13 protein-coding genes are annotated in these 16468 nt (G+C 72.5%); 8 read left to right on the top strand and 5 right to left on the bottom strand.

The genetic code is table 11. From position 1 onward, the window contains the following. Nucleotides 1-524 precede the first annotated feature (524 nt). On the top strand, nucleotides 525-974 hold the full coding sequence (locus tag KV557_RS27385) for a PTS sugar transporter subunit IIA (protein WP_218204170.1): 450 nt from the start codon (nucleotides 525-527) through the stop codon (nucleotides 972-974). Between the two features lie 97 nt (nucleotides 975-1071). Beyond that, entirely contained in the window at nucleotides 1072-2742 is a 1671-nt protein-coding gene (gene ptsP, locus KV557_RS27380) for a phosphoenolpyruvate--protein phosphotransferase (RefSeq protein ID WP_218204169.1), read from the top strand. Nucleotides 2743-2830: 88 nt separating this feature from the next. On the opposite strand, the gene KV557_RS27375 is transcribed toward ptsP, so the two are convergent. From KV557_RS27375 to KV557_RS27365, 3 genes are all read right to left on the bottom strand, one after another. Beyond that, the gene (locus tag KV557_RS27375; RefSeq protein WP_218204168.1) at nucleotides 2831-4849 is read right to left on the bottom strand and encodes an acetoacetate--CoA ligase; all 2019 of its coding nucleotides are present in this window, start codon (nucleotides 4847-4849) and stop codon (nucleotides 2831-2833) included. Nucleotides 4850-4980: 131 nt separating this feature from the next. Next, on the bottom strand, nucleotides 4981-5529 hold the full coding sequence (locus KV557_RS27370) for an NUDIX domain-containing protein (protein WP_218204167.1): 549 nt from the start codon (nucleotides 5527-5529) through the stop codon (nucleotides 4981-4983). Nucleotides 5530-5562: 33 nt separating this feature from the next. Continuing rightward, nucleotides 5563-6450, bottom strand: coding sequence for an NUDIX hydrolase (locus KV557_RS27365; protein WP_218204166.1), 888 nt, complete (start codon nucleotides 6448-6450; stop codon nucleotides 5563-5565). 221 nt (nucleotides 6451-6671) lie between these two features. Between KV557_RS27365 and mmuM the strand changes: the two genes are divergently transcribed. The 5 genes from mmuM (at nucleotide 6672) to KV557_RS27340 (ending at nucleotide 12956) form a co-directional block, all read left to right on the top strand. Beyond that, nucleotides 6672-7595, top strand: a complete 924-nt coding sequence (gene mmuM / locus KV557_RS27360) for a homocysteine S-methyltransferase (RefSeq protein ID WP_218204165.1) — start codon at nucleotides 6672-6674, stop codon at nucleotides 7593-7595. A 192-nt stretch (nucleotides 7596-7787) separates the two neighbouring features. Continuing rightward, nucleotides 7788-8552 carry an IclR family transcriptional regulator gene (locus KV557_RS27355; RefSeq protein ID WP_218204164.1) on the top strand — a complete coding sequence of 255 codons (765 nt, stop codon included), beginning with the start codon at nucleotides 7788-7790 and terminating at the stop codon, nucleotides 8550-8552. Nucleotides 8553-8860: 308 nt separating this feature from the next. Next, nucleotides 8861-9589, top strand: a complete 729-nt coding sequence (locus KV557_RS27350; RefSeq protein ID WP_218204163.1) for an MIP/aquaporin family protein — start codon at nucleotides 8861-8863, stop codon at nucleotides 9587-9589. Nucleotides 9590-9689: 100 nt separating this feature from the next. Further along, on the top strand, nucleotides 9690-11210 hold the full coding sequence (glpK, locus tag KV557_RS27345) for a glycerol kinase GlpK (RefSeq protein ID WP_218204162.1): 1521 nt from the start codon (nucleotides 9690-9692) through the stop codon (nucleotides 11208-11210). 150 nt (nucleotides 11211-11360) lie between these two features. Further along, nucleotides 11361-12956, top strand: a complete 1596-nt coding sequence (locus KV557_RS27340; RefSeq protein WP_218204161.1) for a glycerol-3-phosphate dehydrogenase/oxidase — start codon at nucleotides 11361-11363, stop codon at nucleotides 12954-12956. 120 nt (nucleotides 12957-13076) lie between these two features. Here KV557_RS27340 and KV557_RS27335 read toward each other — a convergent pair whose 3' ends face one another. After that, nucleotides 13077-14297, bottom strand: coding sequence for a metal-dependent hydrolase family protein (locus tag KV557_RS27335; RefSeq protein ID WP_218204160.1), 1221 nt, complete (start codon nucleotides 14295-14297; stop codon nucleotides 13077-13079). 79 nt (nucleotides 14298-14376) lie between these two features. Between KV557_RS27335 and KV557_RS27330 the strand changes: the two genes are divergently transcribed. After that, complete coding sequence (locus tag KV557_RS27330) at nucleotides 14377-14997, top strand: TetR/AcrR family transcriptional regulator (RefSeq protein WP_218204159.1); 621 nt, start codon at nucleotides 14377-14379, stop codon at nucleotides 14995-14997. Between the two features lie 74 nt (nucleotides 14998-15071). Here KV557_RS27330 and KV557_RS27325 read toward each other — a convergent pair whose 3' ends face one another. Then, entirely contained in the window at nucleotides 15072-16466 is a 1395-nt protein-coding gene (locus KV557_RS27325) for a GntT/GntP/DsdX family permease (protein WP_218204179.1), read from the bottom strand. Between the last annotated feature and the right edge of the window lie 2 nt (nucleotides 16467-16468).

Below are 16468 nucleotides of genomic sequence, written 5' to 3'. Positions count from 1 at the left end.
CCGGGGATGTCAACATATCTGGCGTTGACTTTTGGCACGCTGTTGAGTTCTCAAGGAACGGACACTTCCTTCGGACCGCCTTCCAGCGGGCCCTCCGGGCGCTTCGTTCTTTCGTGTTTCCAGCTTACCAGATGTTTTCCGCTCCGTTTTCCGGAGCTTTGCGCATCTGAAATCTGCTGTTAACCGCCGACTTGCGGCGACTCGACCAACCATAGCGGGTCGTCCGCCGGAGCGCGAATCGGGGCGCGCCGGGTGTCACCCGGTCGGCGGCATGATTTGTTGCTCTCGCGAGCATATACAGCAATGGTCCCGATTCGCCAAGATGCCTGTAGAGTGCGGCGCATCGACCAAGAGGACTAGACCACTAGCAGGTCGGTGTGACGCCGGCCGACAGGCGGGCGGGGGCCTGGGTCTTCGCCCAGGAATGTCAGCAGATGTCCGAAGTTGACATGATTTAGGCTTCAGTTGATCGTGCCGCTGCTTGCGGCCGCTCGTCTGTACTGCGCACTTGGGAGGCACAAACCATGACCACTGTGACGTCGCCGCTGACCGGCAAGGTCGTCGGGCTCGCCGGCGTGCCGGACCCGGTGTTCTCGGGCGCGATGGTCGGTCCCGGCACCGCGATCGACCCGGTGCGGGAGCCGACCGAGGCCGTCGCTCCGGTGGACGGCGTCGTCGTCTCCATGCACCCGCACGCGTTCGTCGTCGTGGATGCGGACGGGCACGGTGTGCTGACGCACCTCGGGATCGACACCGTGCAGCTGAACGGCGAGGGCTTCGAGCTGCTCGTCAACAAGGGCGACATGGTCACCCGCGGCCAGGCCGTCATCAAGTGGGACCCGGCCGCCGTCGAGGCCGCGGGCAAGTCGCCGATTTCGCCGATCGTCGCGCTGGAGGCGACCCCCGAGTCGCTCGGCGACCTGGTCGAGGACGGCGAGGCGCGCGTCGGCGACGCGCTGTTCAGCTGGAGCTGACCCCTCTTCCCCACACACCCGCCCCGCAGGAGATGACGGGGCGGCCCGGCACAAGCGGTACCCGGCGGGGCCGCTCATCTCAGCGGAGACAGGTGACATGAAGAAGACGCTGCGCGGCGTGGGTGTGAGCCACGGGGTCGCGATCGGCCAGGTGCGGCACATGGGGACGGCGGTGCTTGAGCCGCCGACCACCCAGATTCCGACCGAGGACGCGCCGCGCGAGCAGGCTCGTGCCCAGGCGGCCGTCGAGGCGGTGGCCGCGGACCTGATCGCCCGCGGCAACCTGGCCGGCGGCGAGGCGCAGGCGGTGCTGGAGGCCCAGGCGCTGATGGCGCAGGACCCGGAGCTGATGGCGGACGTGTCCCGGCGGATCGCCGTCGGCAGCAGCGCCGAGCGCGGCGTGTACGACGCCTTCGCCGCCTACCGCGCGCTGCTCGCGTCGGCCGGGGAGTACCTGGCCGGGCGGGTCGCCGACCTGGATGACGTCCGCAACCGCATCGTGGCCCGGCTGTTGGGCGTGCCGATGCCGGGTGTGCCGGACAGCGACGAGCCGTACGTGCTGTTCGCGCGGGACCTGGCGCCCGCCGACACCGCGCTGCTCGACCCGACGCTGGTGCTCGGCTTCGTGACCGAGGAGGGCGGGCCGACCAGCCACAGCGCCATCCTGGCGCGGGCGATGGGCGTGCCGGCCGTCGTCGCGCTGCCGGGGGCGACCGACGTCGCCGAGGGCACCGTGGTGGCCGTGGACGGCAGCTCCGGCGATGTCCTGCTGGACCCGTCGCAGGAGAAGCAGGACGAGCTGCGGGCGATCGCCGCCGAGCGCAAGGCCGCGCTGGCCGCCTCCACCGGTCCGGGGCAGACCTCGGACGGGCACCGCGTGCCGCTACTGGCCAACGTGGGCGGCCCGGCTGACGTGCCGGCGGCGTTGGAGAACGGTGCCGAGGGCGTCGGCCTGTTCCGTACCGAGTTCCTGTTCCTGGACGACTCGGCGAAGGCGCCGAGCGAGGAGAAGCAGGTCGAGGCGTACCGCAAGGTGCTGGAGGCGTTCCCGGAGGGCCGGGTCGTGGTCCGGGCGCTGGACGCGGGCGCGGACAAGCCGCTGGAGTTCCTGACCCCGGCCGACGAGCCGAACCCGGCGCTCGGCGTGCGCGGTCTGCGCACCCTGCTGGAGAACCCCGAGGTCATGCAGACGCAGCTGCGGGCGCTGGCGAAGGCCGCCGACGGGCTGCCGGTGCACCTTGAGGTGATGGCGCCGATGGTGGCCGATCGCAAGGACGCCAAGGACTTCGCGGACGCGTGTCGCCAGGCCGGGCTGGACGCCAAGTTCGGCGCGATGGTGGAGATTCCGTCGGCCGCGCTGCGGGCGCGGGCGATCCTGCAGGAGGTCGAGTTCCTGTCGCTGGGGACCAATGACCTGGCGCAGTACACGTTCGCGGCGGACCGCCAGGTCGGTGCGCTGGCGCGGCTGCAGGACCCGTGGCAGCCGGCGCTGCTCGACCTGATCGCCGCGGCCGCGGAGGCGGCGCAGGCGACCGGAAAGAGCTGCGGCGTCTGCGGCGAGGCCGCCTCCGACCCTCTGCTGGCCGTCGTGCTGACCGGTCTGGGCGTCACGAGCCTGTCCATGGGCTCGGCGTCGATCCCGTACGTGCGGGCCACGCTCGCCAAGTACACGCTGGCGCAGTGCCGCCGCGCCGCCGAGGCGGCCCGGGCGACGGACAGTGCCGAGGAGGCGCGCGCCGCGGCGCAGCAGGTGCTCTCGGGCGAGTAGGGCAGAGATAGATAACGAGTAGGGCAGAGAAAGAGCGTAAGAAGAAAGGGCGCTCCCACCACCCGGTGGGAGCGCCCTTTCGGCGTGATCAGGCCTGGCGGTCGCGGCGGAGCTGCTCGAAGAAGCGCAGGTGGTCGAGGTTGTCGACGGAGCCCGGGTTGACGGCCTGCTCCAGCGGGGTGCCGGAGAGCAGGCGCTTCACCGGGACCTCGATGCGCTTGCCGGTGAGGGTGTGCGGGAGGCCGCGGACGGCGATGACCTCGTCGGGGACGTGGCGCGGGGAGAGTTCGGTGCGCAGCGAGGTGCGGATGCGGCCGATGAGGTCGTCGTCGAGTTCGGCGCCGGGGGCGAGGACGACGAAGAGCGGCATCCAGTAGCCGCCGTCGGGCTCCTCCAGGCCGATGACCAGGGATTCGGCGATCTCCGGGAGGCGTTCGACGACCTCGTAGATGTCGGAGGAGCCCATCCGGACGCCCTGGCGGTTGAGGGTGGAGTCGGAGCGGCCGTGGATGACGACGGTGCCGCGGGAGGTGACGGTGATCCAGTCGCCGTGGCGCCAGATGCCCGGGTACATGTCGAAGTAGCTGTCGTGGTACCGGGTGCCCTCGGGGTCGTTCCAGAAACCGGTGGGCATGGACGGGATGGGCTTGGTGACGACGAGTTCGCCGACGGCGTCGGTGAGCGGGCGGCCCTGGACGTCCCAGGACTCGACGGCGGCGCCGAGGCAGGGGGCCTGGATCTCGCCGAGGTAGACGGGGAGGGTGGGGACGCCGCCGACGAAGCAGGAGCAGACGTCGGTGCCGCCGCTGACGGAGGCGAGCCAGACGTCCTCCTTGACCTCGTCGTAGATCCAGCGGAAGCCGTCCGGCGGGAGCGGGGAGCCGGTGGTGCCGATGCAGCGGACGGCGGAGAGGTCGAGGTCGCGGCCGGGGTGGAGGTCGGCCTTGCGGCTGGCGATGACGTAGGCGGCGGAGGTCCCGAGGACGGTGGCACCGGTGCGGGCGGCGACCGACCAGAGGGCGCCGGTGTCGGGGTGGCCGGGGCTGCCGTCGTAGGTGACGACCGTGGCTCCGACGAGGAGGCCGGCGAGCAGGAAGTTCCACATCATCCAGCCGGTGGAGGTGTACCAGAGGAAGCGGTCCTGCGGGCCGAGGTCGACGTGGAGGCCGACCTGCTTGAGGTGTTCGAGCAGGATGCCGCCCTGGCTCTGGATGATGGCCTTGGGCAGGCCGGTGGTACCGGAGGAGTAGAGCACCCAGAGCGGGTGGTCGAAGGGGACCGGTTCGAAGACCGGGACAACGTCCTCGGCGACCAGGTCGTCCCACTGGAGGGCGCCCTCGGGGGCGGGGGCGCCGAGCAGGGGGACGTGCACGACCGTGTGCAGGCTGGGGAGTTCGCGGCGCAGCTCGGCGACGACGTCGGTGCGGTCGTGGTCCTTGCCGCCGTAGTGGTAGCCGTCGACGGCGAAGAGGACGGCCGGCTCGATCTGCTGGAGGCGGTCGAGGACGCTGCGGGCGCCGAAGTCGGGGGCGCAGCTGGTCCAGACGGCACCGACGGCGGCGGCGGCGAGGAGCGCGACGGCGGCCTGCGGGATGTTGGGCAGGTAGGCGCTGACGCGGTCGCCGGGGCCGATGCCGCGGGCGCGGAGCGCGGCGGCGAGGGAGCCGACCTGGCGGCGGAGCTCGGACCAGGTGAGGACGGCCGGCTGCTCGGTGGTCTCGTCGAGGTGGAGGATCGCGGGGCGGTCGGCGTTGGCCGGGTCCTCTGCGGCGCGCAGGGCGTGCTCGGCGTAGTTGAGGCGGGCGCCGGGGAACCAGCGGGCGCCGGGCATGGCCGGGTCGGCGAGGACGGCCTCGGGGGCCTGGGTGAAGCGGACGTCGAACCACTGGGTGACGGCCGTCCAGAACCGGTCGAGGTCGGCGGTGGACCAGGCGTGCAGGGCGGCGTAGCGCTCGGCGGCCTGGTGGTCGTCGGCGGCCGGGGCGAGCGGGGCGGCCGGGGCGCCGTGGTGCTCGGCGGCCCAGGCCTGGAAGGCCACGAGGCCGGTCTCGGCGGCGCGAGCGGGGTTGGGGCGCCAGAGCGGCTGGTCCTGGGGTGGGGTGCTCACGGTGGTGGTCTCCCGGGCCGGTGGTGGGGACGGGAGTGCTTGTGGCAGGCCCGTCCGGTTGGGCTGTCGGTGCAGACCATGCCATGTGAGCGGCCGCGGCGCCAGGGTCTGCCGCGGGAGTGCCGCGCTGGTCAGCGGTGGGTGAACTCGCCGTTGAACCAGGCGCAGGAGACGCGGGTGTGGAACTCGAAGGCGAGCGGGGTGTCGGGGGTGGACAGCTGCCAGCCGTCGGTCTCCTCGGTGGGACGGGACGGCGGGAGATCGGCGAGCGGACGGGGCGGGAGCAGGCCGAAGAGGCAGAGGAAGCCGCCGCGGGAGTCGGAGGCGGTGTCGACCAGGGTGATGTCGGCGGCGTCGGCCAGGATGCCGGTCTCCTCGCGGAGTTCGCGGACGCAGGCCTGCTGCCAGCTCTCGCCGTAGTCCACGTAGCCGCCGGGGAGGGCGAGTTGGCCGTAGCCGGGCTCGATGGTGCGGCGGATGACGACGAGGTTGGTCGCGGCGTCGGGGCGGGTGACCGGGAGGAGGGTGACGACGACGGGCAGCGGGTTGCGGTAGCTGATCTCGGCGCAGCCGGGGCAGGTGCGGGGCCAGGAGTCGGTGCCGGGCGGGTAGGGGGTGCCGCACCAATGGCAGTGCGAGTTGGGGCGGTTGGCGGTCCCGGTGGCGTCGTCAGTGCTCATGGGCGGATGGTAGCCGGGCGGGGGCGGCGGGGGTCAGCGGATCTCGTCCTCGCGGGCGGGGCGCAGCAGGGCGGGGTGGAGGAGGCGGGCGTCGCCGGCGTGGTAGGTGCGGGCGCGGGGGCCGCCGCGGGCGCCGCCGCGCTCGGTGGTGGTGCCGGTGCTCTCGACGAAGCCGGGGACGGAGAGGACCTTGCGGTGGAAGTTGCCGGGGTGGAGCTTCTCGTCCCAGACCGCCTCGTAGACGGCGCGCAGTTCGGGGATGGTGAAGTCGTGGGGCAGGAAAGCGGTGGCGAGCGGGCTGTACTCGATCTTGGCGCGGGCGCGGTCGAGGCCGTCGGCGAGGATGCGGGCGTGGTCGAAGGCGAGGGCGGTGGGGCCGGTGTGCCCGCCGACGCCACCCCCGTGGGTGTCGGCGGGCACAGCGGCGGTCTCGGGGCGGCCGCCGGGCCGGAGGTCGAGCTCGGCGACGGGGTGCCAGGCGGCGGCCGCGGCGTCCGTCCCGGCCTGCGGGTCGGGCAGGTCCGGGGCGAAGGCGAGGTAGGCAACGGAGACGACGTGCATGCGCGGGTCGCGGTGCGGGGCGCCGTAGGTGCCGAGCTGTTCGAGGTGGATGCGGCTGAGCGCGGCCTCCGCGTCGGAGCTGCCCAGGAGGCCGGTCTCCTCGGCGAGTTCACGGGCGGCGGCCTCGTCCGGGCCCTCCTCGCCGGCCCGCAGGAAGCCGCCGGGCAGGGCCCAGGAGCCCTGGTAGGGCGGAGCGGCGCGTTCGACGAGCAGGACGTGCAGGCTGCCGTGGCGCAGGGTGAGGGCGACGACGTCGACGGTGACGGCGACGGGGGTGTAGGCGCGCGGGTCGTACGCGGCGAGCCACTCCTGCTCGGATTCCGGTGCGGCCTGCGGCGGGGCGGGCTCGTCGGTGGCCATCGCCGGCTCCTCGGGGGCTTGCGCGGTGTTCAGGGGACAGTGTTCAAGGATGGTCTTCAGGGGACGGTATTCAAGGAGAGGTGCTCAAGGAGAGGTGTCGTACTCGGGATGAGCACAACGTAGCTACTGCGTTCCGACACGGCAAACGATTTTCCGGGCGGGCGAAGCGCCCGGCTTCTAGGCTGTGGCCAGCCACGACCGTGTGTTTGAGGAGGCCTGCCATGCCCGCTGCTCCCCCGCCGGACTTCGCCGCGGCGCTGGCGGCCGGCCCGCTGGTACTGGACGGCGGGATGTCGAACCAGCTGGCGGCGGCGGGGCACGACCTGTCGGACGCGCTGTGGTCGGCGCGGCTGCTGGCGGACGCGCCGGAGGCGGTGGTCGACGCGCACCGGGCGTACTTCGCCGCGGGGGCCGAGGTCGCGATTACCGCGAGCTACCAGGCGAGCTTCGAGGGCTTCGCGCGGCGCGGGGTGGGCCGGGCCGAGGCGGCGCGGCTGATGGCGCGGAGTGTGGAGCTGGCCAGGGAGGCGGCGCGGGCCGAGCCGGGCGGGCGGCGGCGCTGGGTGGCGGCCTCGGTGGGTCCGTACGGGGCGGTGCCGGCGGACGGTTCGGAGTACCGGGGGCGGTACGGGCTGAGTGTGGCGCAGCTGGTGGCGTTCCACCGGCCGCGGCTGGAGGTGCTGGCGGCGGCGCGGCCGGACGTGCTGGCGCTGGAGACGGTGCCGGACGCGGACGAGGCCGAGGCGTTGCTGGAGGTGGTCCACGGGCTCGGGGTGCCGGCCTGGCTCTCGTACAGCGTGGTGGGCGACCGGACGCGGGCCGGGCAGCCGCTGGCCGAGGCGTTCGCGCTGGCGAAGGGCGTGGACGAGGTGCTGGCGGTGGGGGTGAACTGCTGCACGCCGCAGGACGCGGACCGGGCGGTGGCGCTGGCGGCGGAGGTGACCGGGAAGCCGGTGGTGGTGTACCCGAACAGCGGGGAGTCCTGGGACCCGGAGGTGCGGGACTGGCGCGGGGAGCCGACGTTCCGCTCGGCGCGGGTGCGCGGGTGGCTGGCGGACGGGGCCCTGCTGGTGGGCGGCTGCTGCCGGGTCGGGCCGGACGGGATAGCGGCGCTGGCGGCGGAGGTCGCGGTCCGCCGGGACTGAAAGGCGGGACTGAAAGCCGGGACTGAGAGCCGAAACCGAAGGGTCGGCTGGTCGGGCGGGCGGCGGAGGTTAACAGGCTGCCGAGTACGGGTTACCGAGGGGGAAGGTGCACGGACCGGCGACGGCCTGGCAGACTCGTCCCGTTACCACTGCGGTCGACAATGTCGACCGCCTGTCAGCGCGGAGGTACCAATGCCCGGCCCGATCCAGTCGCTCTCCCGGGCCGCCGCGATCATGCGTCTGCTGGCCGGCGGTGAGCGCCGCCTGGGCCTGTCGGAGGTCGCGACGGCGCTGGACCTCGCCAAGGGCACCGCGCACGGCATCCTGCGCACGCTGCAGCAGGAGGGGTTCGTCGAGCAGGATCCGGAGAGCGGCAAGTACCAGCTGGGCGCCGAACTGCTCCGGCTCGGCCAGAGCTACCTGGACGTGCACGAGCTGCGGGCGCGGGCGCTGGTGTGGGCGGACGACCTGGCCCGGGCGGCCGGCGAGACCGTCTATCTCGGGGTGCTGCACCAGCAGGGCGTGCTGATCGTGCACCACGTGTTCCGGCCGGACGACACCCGGCAGGTGCTGGAGGTCGGCTCGATGCAGCCGCTGCACAGCACCGCGCTGGGCAAGGTGCTGGTGTCCTACGACCCTGTCGCGCGCGGGGAGTTGGGCGCCGGGCCGTACGAGCCGTACACCCTGCGGACGTTGACCGAGGCGGCCGAGGTGGACGCCGAGTGCGCGCTGATCCGGGAGCGCGGCTGGGCGGACTCGGTCGAGGAGACGTGGGAGGGCGTGGCCTCGATCGGCGCGCTGATCCAGGACCGGCGGCGCAACCCGGTGGGCGCGGTGTGTATCAGCGGGCCGGTGGAGCGGGTGTGCGAGGACGGCTTCGTGAAGCCGTCCCTCGTGGCCTCGGTGCGCAGCGCGGCGCGGGCGATCTCGCGCGATCTGGGTGCCGGGCGGTTCTGACACCACTGGTTCCTACCGGTTCCCACCGGTGGTGTTTTCGTCACGCTGAGGCGCGGACGGGCGGGCAGCCTGTCCGCGCCTTGGCGTTTTGCCCCGATTCGGCGCGCTCCGCTGGGTAACTTCGGAGGGCGGGCCGAAGCAAGGGTCACAGCTGCGTAACCCCGCCTTGACGTGGGGCCGACCTGGGGAGGAAGCTTCCGCATGACGGTCGACATTGTCGAACGATGGCCGGGAAGATCACTCCCACACCGCGCTCACCCGCACAGCGATCATCCGGCCGCCCGCCCCCACCCGCACCTCCGGGCCATATGGACAAGGGAGTCTTTGTGTCCGCGTTCTCCAACGGCGACGTCTTCGTCGGCGAAACCCTCGGCACCGCCGCCCTGATACTTCTCGGTGGCGGCGTCTGCGCCGCCGTGACCCTCAAGAAGTCGAAGGCCTTCAACGCCGGCTGGCTGGCGATCACCTTCGGCTGGGGCTTCGCGGTCCTCATCGCCGCCTACATGACCGGCTCCAAGTCCGGCGCCCACCTCAACCCGGCCGTCACCATCGCGCTCGCGGTCAAGAGCGGCGAGTGGAGCCAGGTGCCGCTCTACATCGGCTCCCAGATGCTCGGCGCGATGATCGGCGCCACGCTGGTCTGGCTCACCTACCTCGGCCAGTTCCAGGCCAACGAGGAGCCCACCCTCGGCATCTTCTCGACCGGTCCCGAGATCCGGAACCCGATCCAGAACGTGCTCACCGAGGTCATCGGCACCTTCGTGCTCTGCATGGCGATCCTCACCCTCGGCAAGGCCGAGATCAAGGGCATGGGCACGCTGATCGTCGCCCTGACCGTCGTCGGCATCGGCCTCTCCCTCGGTGGCCCGACCGGCTACGCGATCAACCCGGCCCGCGACCTCGGCCCGCGCATCATGCACGCGCTGCTGCCGATCCCCGGCAAGGGCAGCTCCGACTGGTCGTACGCCTGGGTGCCGGTCGTCGGCCCGCTGATCGGCGGCGCACTGGCCGGCGGCGTGTACAACGCCCTCTTCTAAAGGCCGGGTTCGAACCCGCCGCGCACGGGGACTGACCGGACAACCGTGTCAGGCCCACCCACCCCGTCATCCCCCCCGACCCGAGCCGAGGACCCTCCACATGACCTCCACTGGCAACTACATCGCCGCGATCGACCAGGGCACCACCTCCAGCCGCTGCATCATCTTCGGCGCCGACGGCCGGATCGTCGCCGTCGACCAGCAGGAGCACAGCCAGATCTTCCCGCAGCCCGGCTACGTCGAGCACGACGCCGCCGAGATCTGGACCCGGGTGCAGTCGGTCGTCCGCGGTGCGTTGGAGAAGGCCGGTCTCACCAAGGACGACATCCGCGCGATCGGTATCACCAACCAGCGCGAGACCACCGTCCTGTGGGACAAGAACACCGGCGAGCCGGTACACAACGCGCTGGTGTGGCAGGACACGCGCACCGAGGCGCTCTGCCGCGAGCTCGGCCGCAACGTCGGCCAGGACCGCTTCCGCCGCGAGACCGGCCTCCCGCTGGCCAGCTACTTCGCCGGCCCGAAGATCCGCTGGCTGCTGGACAACGTCGACGGCCTGCGCGAGCGCGCCGAGGCCGGCGACATCCTGTTCGGCACCATGGACACCTGGGTGATCTGGAACCTCACCGGCGGTGTCGACGGCGGCAAGCACGTCACCGACGTGACCAACGCCAGCCGCACCATGCTGATGAACCTCCACACCCTGGAGTGGGACGAGAAGATCGCCGAGTCGATGGGCGTGCCGATGGCCGTCCTGCCGGAGATCCGCTCCTCCGCCGAGGTGTACGGCGAGGCCGTCGGCGACCTGGCCGGCGTGCCGGTCGCCTCCGCGCTCGGCGACCAGCAGGCCGCGCTGTTCGGCCAGACCTGCTTCGACGAGGGCGAGGCCAAGTCCACCTACGGCACCGGCACCTTCCTGCTGCTGAACACCGGCGAGAAGATCGTCAACTCGTACCACGGCCTGCTGACCACCGTCGGCTACCGGATCGGCGACCAGAAGCCGGTCTACGCGCTGGAGGGCTCGATCGCCGTCACCGGCTCGCTCGTCCAGTGGCTGCGCGACCAGCTCGGCATCATCTCCACCGCCGCGGAGATCGAGACCCTCGCCAACACGGTCGACGACAACGGCGGCGCCTACTTCGTCCCGGCCTTCTCCGGCCTGTTCGCCCCGTACTGGCGCTCCGACGCCCGCGGTGTGATCGCCGGTCTGACCCGGTACGTCACCAAGGGCCACCTGGCCCGGGCCGTCCTGGAGGCCACCGCCTGGCAGACCCGCGAGGTCGTCGACGCCATGCAGAAGGACTCCGGGGTCGAGCTCACCGCCCTCAAGGTCGACGGCGGCATGACCAGCAACAACCTGCTCATGCAGAACATCGCCGACGTCCTGGACGCCCCGGTCGAGCGCCCGTACGTGGCCGAGACCACCGCCCTCGGCGCGGCCTATGCAGCCGGTCTGGCTGTCGGCTTCTGGAACGACCTCGACACCCTGCGGGCCAACTGGCACCGCGCCGCCGAGTGGACCCCCCGCATGGACGAGGCCACCCGGGAGCGCGAGTACAAGAAGTGGCTCAAGGCCGTGGAGCGCACCATGGGCTGGGTGGAGGAGGAAGAGAACAACTGACCGTCGAGCCGGTCGGGGCCTCGTGCCCCGGCCGGCCCGGTTCCGTTTCACCGGCCCGCCGCACCGGGCCGACCGGCCTCTCCGAAGGGGCCGCACCGCACACGAGAGGAGTAACGGCGCCGCCCGACACGCGCGCCGTACACAACCACCATGGCAACCATCCCGACCCTGGGCGCCGAGCGCACCGCCGGCCGCACCGCCTCCCGCGCCGAGACCCGCGAGCTGCTCGGCAAGGCCACCTACGACCTGCTGGTGATCGGGGGCGGCATCCTCGGCACGGCCGTCGCCTGGACCGCGTCCCAGGCCGGCCTGAAGGTCGCCATGGTCGACGCCGGCGACTTCGCCGGCGCCACTTCCAGCGCCTCCTCCAAGCTCGTCCACGGCGGTCTGCGCTACCTGCAGACCGGCGCGGTCAAGCTGGTCGCGGAGAACCACAAGGAGCGCCGCGCGCTCTCCACCGACGTGGCCCCGCACCTGGTCAACCCGCTGACCTTCTTCGTGCCGGTCTACAAGGGCGGCCCGCACGGCGCGGCCAAGCTCGGCGCCGGCGTGTTCCTGTACTCGGCGCTGTCCGCGTTCCGCGACGGCATGGGCCGGGTCTCCACCGCTGCGCACGCCGCCCAGCAGGTGCCCGCGCTGCGCACCGAGGGCCTGCGCTCGGTGGCCGTCTACGGCGACCACCAGATGAACGACTCGCGCGTCGCCGTGATGACCGTGCGCGCCGCGGTGGACGCCGGCGCCGTGGTGCTCAACCACGCCGAGGTCACCGGCCTGCGCTTCACCGGCGGCCGGGTCACCGGCGCCGAGCTGCGGGACCGCCTGGACGGCACCGAGTTCGGCGTCAACGCCCGCCTGGTGCTCAACGCCACCGGCCCGTGGGTGGACCACCTTCGGAAGATGGAGGACGCCGGCGCCGCGCCGTCGATCCGCCTCTCCAAGGGCGCGCACGTCGTCGTCAAGCGCCGCTCGCCGTGGCGCGCCGCGCTGACCATCCCGATCGACAAGTACCGCGTCTCCTTCGCCATCCCGTGGGAGGACCACGTCCTGCTCGGGACCACCGACGAGGAGTACACCGGCGACCCGAAGGACGTCCGCGCCACCCAGGCGGACATCGACCAGATCATGGGCGAGGCCGCGCACGCGATCCGCGACGAGCACCTCGACCGCGACCTGATCACCTACTCCTTCGCCGGCCTGCGGGTGCTGCCCGGCGGCCCCGGCGACACCGCCGCCGCCAAGCGCGAGACCGTCGTCACCGAGGGCCGCGGCGGCATGCTGTCGGTCTCGGGCGGCAAGTGGACCACCTACCGGCACATCGGCCGCACGGTGCTGGAGAAGCTCGCCCACGTGCCCGGCACCAGCCTCGGCGAGGACATGTCGCCGATCGCCGCGACCGTGCCGCTGCCGGGCGTCGGCGCGCCGAACGCCGTCGCGCACCGGCTGCTGATCGACCGCGAGCCGGGCTCGCGGATGGAGCCGCTGGTGGCCAAGCACCTGGCCAGCCACTACGGCACGCTGTCCTTCGAGATCGCCCGCCTGATCGACGAGAACCCGGAGCTCGGCCGGCCGATCCACGAGGACGGGCCGGACGTCTGGGCGCAGGTCGCCTACGCGGCCGACAACGAGTGGGCGTACACGGCGGACGACGTGCTGCGGCGCCGTACGACGATGACCGTGCGCGGGCTGGACACGCCGGAGATCCGGGACGAGGTCGAGGCCTACCTCGCGAAGCGCGGAACCAAGTAAGCACAGCCTCGCGAAGCGCGGAACCAAGTAGGCACAGCCTCGCGAAGCGTGCGGGCAAGTAAGTAACTCCTGTGTGATGGGCGGGCGTTCGGGTTTCCGGGCGCCCGCCCGTTCGTTCCCTCAGACCGGTGTGCCGGCCTTGATCACGTGCTTCAGGTGCCGCTCCGGGCTGGTGAGCACGGTGAGGTCGGCCAGCGGATCGCCGCCCACCACCAGCAGGTCGGCGTGCGCGCCCGGCGCGAGGGTGCCGATCTCCCCCGCCATGCCGAGCAGCCGGGCCGCCGTCGTGGTCGCCGAGCGGAGCACGTCCGCGGCCGGCTGCACCTGGGCGCGGATCGTGAACTCCTCCAGCTGCGCCGGGTGCAGCGGGCCGAGCAGGTCGCTGCCGTACACGAGGTTGACGCCCGCGCGATGGGCGCGCTCCAGCGCGGCCAGGCCCAGGTCGCGGACCTCGGCCAGCTTGCCGACCGAGGCCGGCGGCAGACCGGAGCGGGCGCCGAGCTTCGCGGTCTGCTCGTACGCGACCAGCGTGGGCACCAGAAAGGCGTCCTTCTCCAGCAGCAGCGCGATCGTGGTGTCGTCCAGCAGGTTGCCGTGCTCGACGCAGCGCACCCCGGCGCGCAGTGCCCGGTCGATCGCGCGCGGGTGGTAGGCGTGCACGGTGACGTAGCGGTTGTGGTTCTCCGCCTCCTCGACGGCCGCGCGGATCTCCTCCTCGCTGTACTGGACAGCGGCGATCTCGTCGTGCGGGGAGGCGACCCCGCCGGAGAGCAGGACCTTCAGGTGGCGGGCGCCCTTGCGGAACTCGTCCCGGGCGGCGGCCCGGACGGCGTCCACGCCGTCGGCGATCCGGCCGAAGTTGGGCCGGGACTCGCAGCAGGGCAGCGCGTCGTCGCCGAGCGGGCGCAGGTCGCCGTGGCCGCCGGTCTGGGAGAGCGCCTTGCCGCCGTGGATCAGCCGGGGGCCGAGCACGAGGCCCTCGGCCAGGGCGCGGGTCATGCCGTGGTCGGCACCGCCGACGTCCCGGACGGTGGTGAAGCCGCGGCGCAGCATGCGTTCGGCCTCGGCGAGGGCGCGGACGGTCGCGTAGCCGGAGGTCCAGTTGGCGAAGTCCGGCAGGTCGAGGGAGGTGACCAGCAGGTGGACGTGGGCGTCGATCAGGCCGGGCAGGACGGTGGCGCCCGCGGCGTCGAGGACCCGGACATCCTCCCCGCCGGCGGGCGGGCGGCCGGTGCCGGTGGCGGCGATCCGGCCGTCGGCGACCTCGATCCAGCCGACGTCGGTGCGGGTGCCGTCCTCGGGGTGGAGCAGGTGGGCGTTGGTGATCAGCAGTCGGCTCATGACGGTGGTCCCCTCCGGAGTTTCAGTACGGAACGAATTGAATATGCCTCGTACTGAATACACCATGTATCGTGATCCTGTGAACCCACCCCCCGCCGAACCCGCCGCTCCCCGACCGCCCCGCCGCCGTGTCCACACCCGGGCGCGGCTCCTGGCAGCGGCGAGCGAGCTGTTCCTGACCGTCGGCTTCGCGCGGACGAGCATCGAGGACGTCTGCGCCGCCGCCGGCTACACCCGCGGCGCCTTCTACTCGAACTTCGGCAGCAAGGAGGACCTGCTGCTGGCGCTCTTCGACGACCAGGCGGCGAGCCGGATGGCCGAGCTGGAGGCGCTCGCCGCCGCCTGCGAGGCGCTCGGGCCGCAGGAGCGGGCCCGGCGGCTGGTCGAGGCACTGCTGCGGGTGGACCCGGCGGAGACCGGGTGGATCCTGCTGTTCCTGGAGTTCCGGCTGGTCGCCGCCCGCACCGAGGGCCTGGCCGAGCGGGTGGCCGCGCACGACCGGACGGTCTCGCAGGCGCTGGCCGACGTGCTGGCGCGGGCGCTGCCGGAGCTCGTGCCGCCGGGCGCGACCGCCCGGCAGGCCGCCGCGGTGATCCTCGCCGCGCGGGAGGGGCTGCTGGCGCGGACGGCGGCGGGCGGCGCAGTGGCGGAGGACCTGCTGGACGCGACGACGGCGGTGCTGTCGGGGTTGCTCGGGTAGATACTCGCTGGATACGTCGAGGGGCGGCACCCGTTCGGTACGGGTGCCGCCCCTCGGGCGTCGTGCCTGTTCGGCTAGATGATCAGGCTGAGCGGCATGATGAGCGCGATCGCGACGACCGAGATCACGGTCTCCATCACCGACCAGGACTTCAGCGTCTGTCCGACGCTCATCCCGAAGTACTCCTTCACCAGCCAGAAACCGGCGTCGTTGACGTGGGACAGGAAGAGCGAGCCGGCGCCGATCGCGAGCACCAGCAGGGCCGCGTGGGTCGAGGACATGGTCGCGGCGAGCGGGGCCACGATGCCGGCCGCGGTGATCGTGGCGACCGTCGCCGAGCCGGTCGCCAGGCGGATCAGCACGGCGATCAGCCAGCCCAGCAGCAGCGCCGAGATGTGCCACTTGCCCGACCACTCGCTGACCGCGTTGCCGACGCCGACGTCGATCAGGGTCTGTTTGAAGCCGCCGCCCGCGCCGACGATGAACACGATGCCGGCGATCGGGCCGAGCGACTTGCCGACCGTGTCGGAGATCCGGGCCCGGTCGAACCCGGCCGCCCTGCCGAGGGTCAGCATGCCGAGCAGCGTCGCGGCGAGCAGCGCGATCAGCGGCGAGCCGACGAAGTCGAACACCCGCTGGCCCATCGCCTTCGGGTTGTCGATCACCAGGTCCGCCAGCGCCTTGCCGAGCATCAGCACGACCGGCAGCAGGATGGTCGCCAGCACCGCACCGAAGGACGGGGTGTGCTCGCGCTCGGCCGTCTCCCCCGAGGCCGGGGCGGTGGCCGCCGGGATCTCCAGCGGGCCCACCCAGCGCTCGGCCACCCGGGCGAACAGCGGACCGGCCACGATCAGGGTCGGGACGGCGATCAGAAGGCCGAGCGCCAAAGTGATGCCGAGGTCCGCCTTCAGCGCGTCGACGGCGACCACCGGGCCCGGGTGCGGGGGCACCAGGCCGTGCAGCACCGACAGGCCGGCCAGGGCGGGAATGCCGACCCGCATCAGCGGCACGTTGCCGCGGCGGGCGACCAGCAGCACGATCGGGATCAGCAGGACGACGCCGACCTCGAAGAACAGCGGCAGGCCGAGCACGGCCGCGATCAGCGCCATCGCCCAGGGCAGCGCCTTCCTGCCCGAGCGGGCCAGCACGGTGTCCGCGATGATGTTCGCGCCGCCGGAGTCGGCGAGCAGCTTGCCGAGCATGGCGCCGAGGCCGATCAGCAGGCCGACACTGGCCACGGTGGAGCCGAAGCCCGTCGAGAAGCTGTTGAGCAGCTTGTCGAAGGGGGCGCCGGCGACGGCGGCCAGCAGGCCGGAGCCGAGCGTGAGGGCGAGGAACGGGTGCAGCTTCAGCTTGGTGATCAGCAGGACGATCGCACCGATGCTGAGCAGCACCGCGACCAGCAGCTGGGAGTCGCTGCCGGTGTGCGGCAGGGCCGGTGGGGCGGCCGCGAGCAAGGTGGGGGACAAAC

It is taken from the genome of Kitasatospora aureofaciens, from assembly GCF_019192735.1.
GTDB classification, from domain to species: Bacteria; Actinomycetota; Actinomycetes; order Streptomycetales; family Streptomycetaceae; genus Kitasatospora; species Kitasatospora aureofaciens_A.
The sequence above is the reverse complement of the archived record's forward strand: the minus strand, read 5'-3'. Positions and strand labels throughout refer to the sequence as shown.

Coding starts and splice junctions, on each gene's coding strand:
- KV557_RS27370 (WP_218204167.1), bottom strand. CDS start 5,529: ATGAGCACTGACGACGCCACCGGGACCGCCAACCGCCCCAACTCGCAC.
- KV557_RS27365 (WP_218204166.1), bottom strand. CDS start 6,450: ATGGCCACCGACGAGCCCGCCCCGCCGCAGGCCGCACCGGAATCCGAG.
- KV557_RS27350 (WP_218204163.1), top strand. CDS start 8,861: ATGGACAAGGGAGTCTTTGTGTCCGCGTTCTCCAACGGCGACGTCTTC.
- KV557_RS27385 (WP_218204170.1), top strand. CDS start 525: ATGACCACTGTGACGTCGCCGCTGACCGGCAAGGTCGTCGGGCTCGCC.
- glpK (WP_218204162.1), top strand. CDS start 9,690: ATGACCTCCACTGGCAACTACATCGCCGCGATCGACCAGGGCACCACC.
- KV557_RS27355 (WP_218204164.1), top strand. CDS start 7,788: ATGCCCGGCCCGATCCAGTCGCTCTCCCGGGCCGCCGCGATCATGCGT.
- ptsP (WP_218204169.1), top strand. CDS start 1,072: ATGAAGAAGACGCTGCGCGGCGTGGGTGTGAGCCACGGGGTCGCGATC.
- mmuM (WP_218204165.1), top strand. CDS start 6,672: ATGCCCGCTGCTCCCCCGCCGGACTTCGCCGCGGCGCTGGCGGCCGGC.
- KV557_RS27335 (WP_218204160.1), bottom strand. CDS start 14,297: ATGAGCCGACTGCTGATCACCAACGCCCACCTGCTCCACCCCGAGGAC.
- KV557_RS27340 (WP_218204161.1), top strand. CDS start 11,361: ATGGCAACCATCCCGACCCTGGGCGCCGAGCGCACCGCCGGCCGCACC.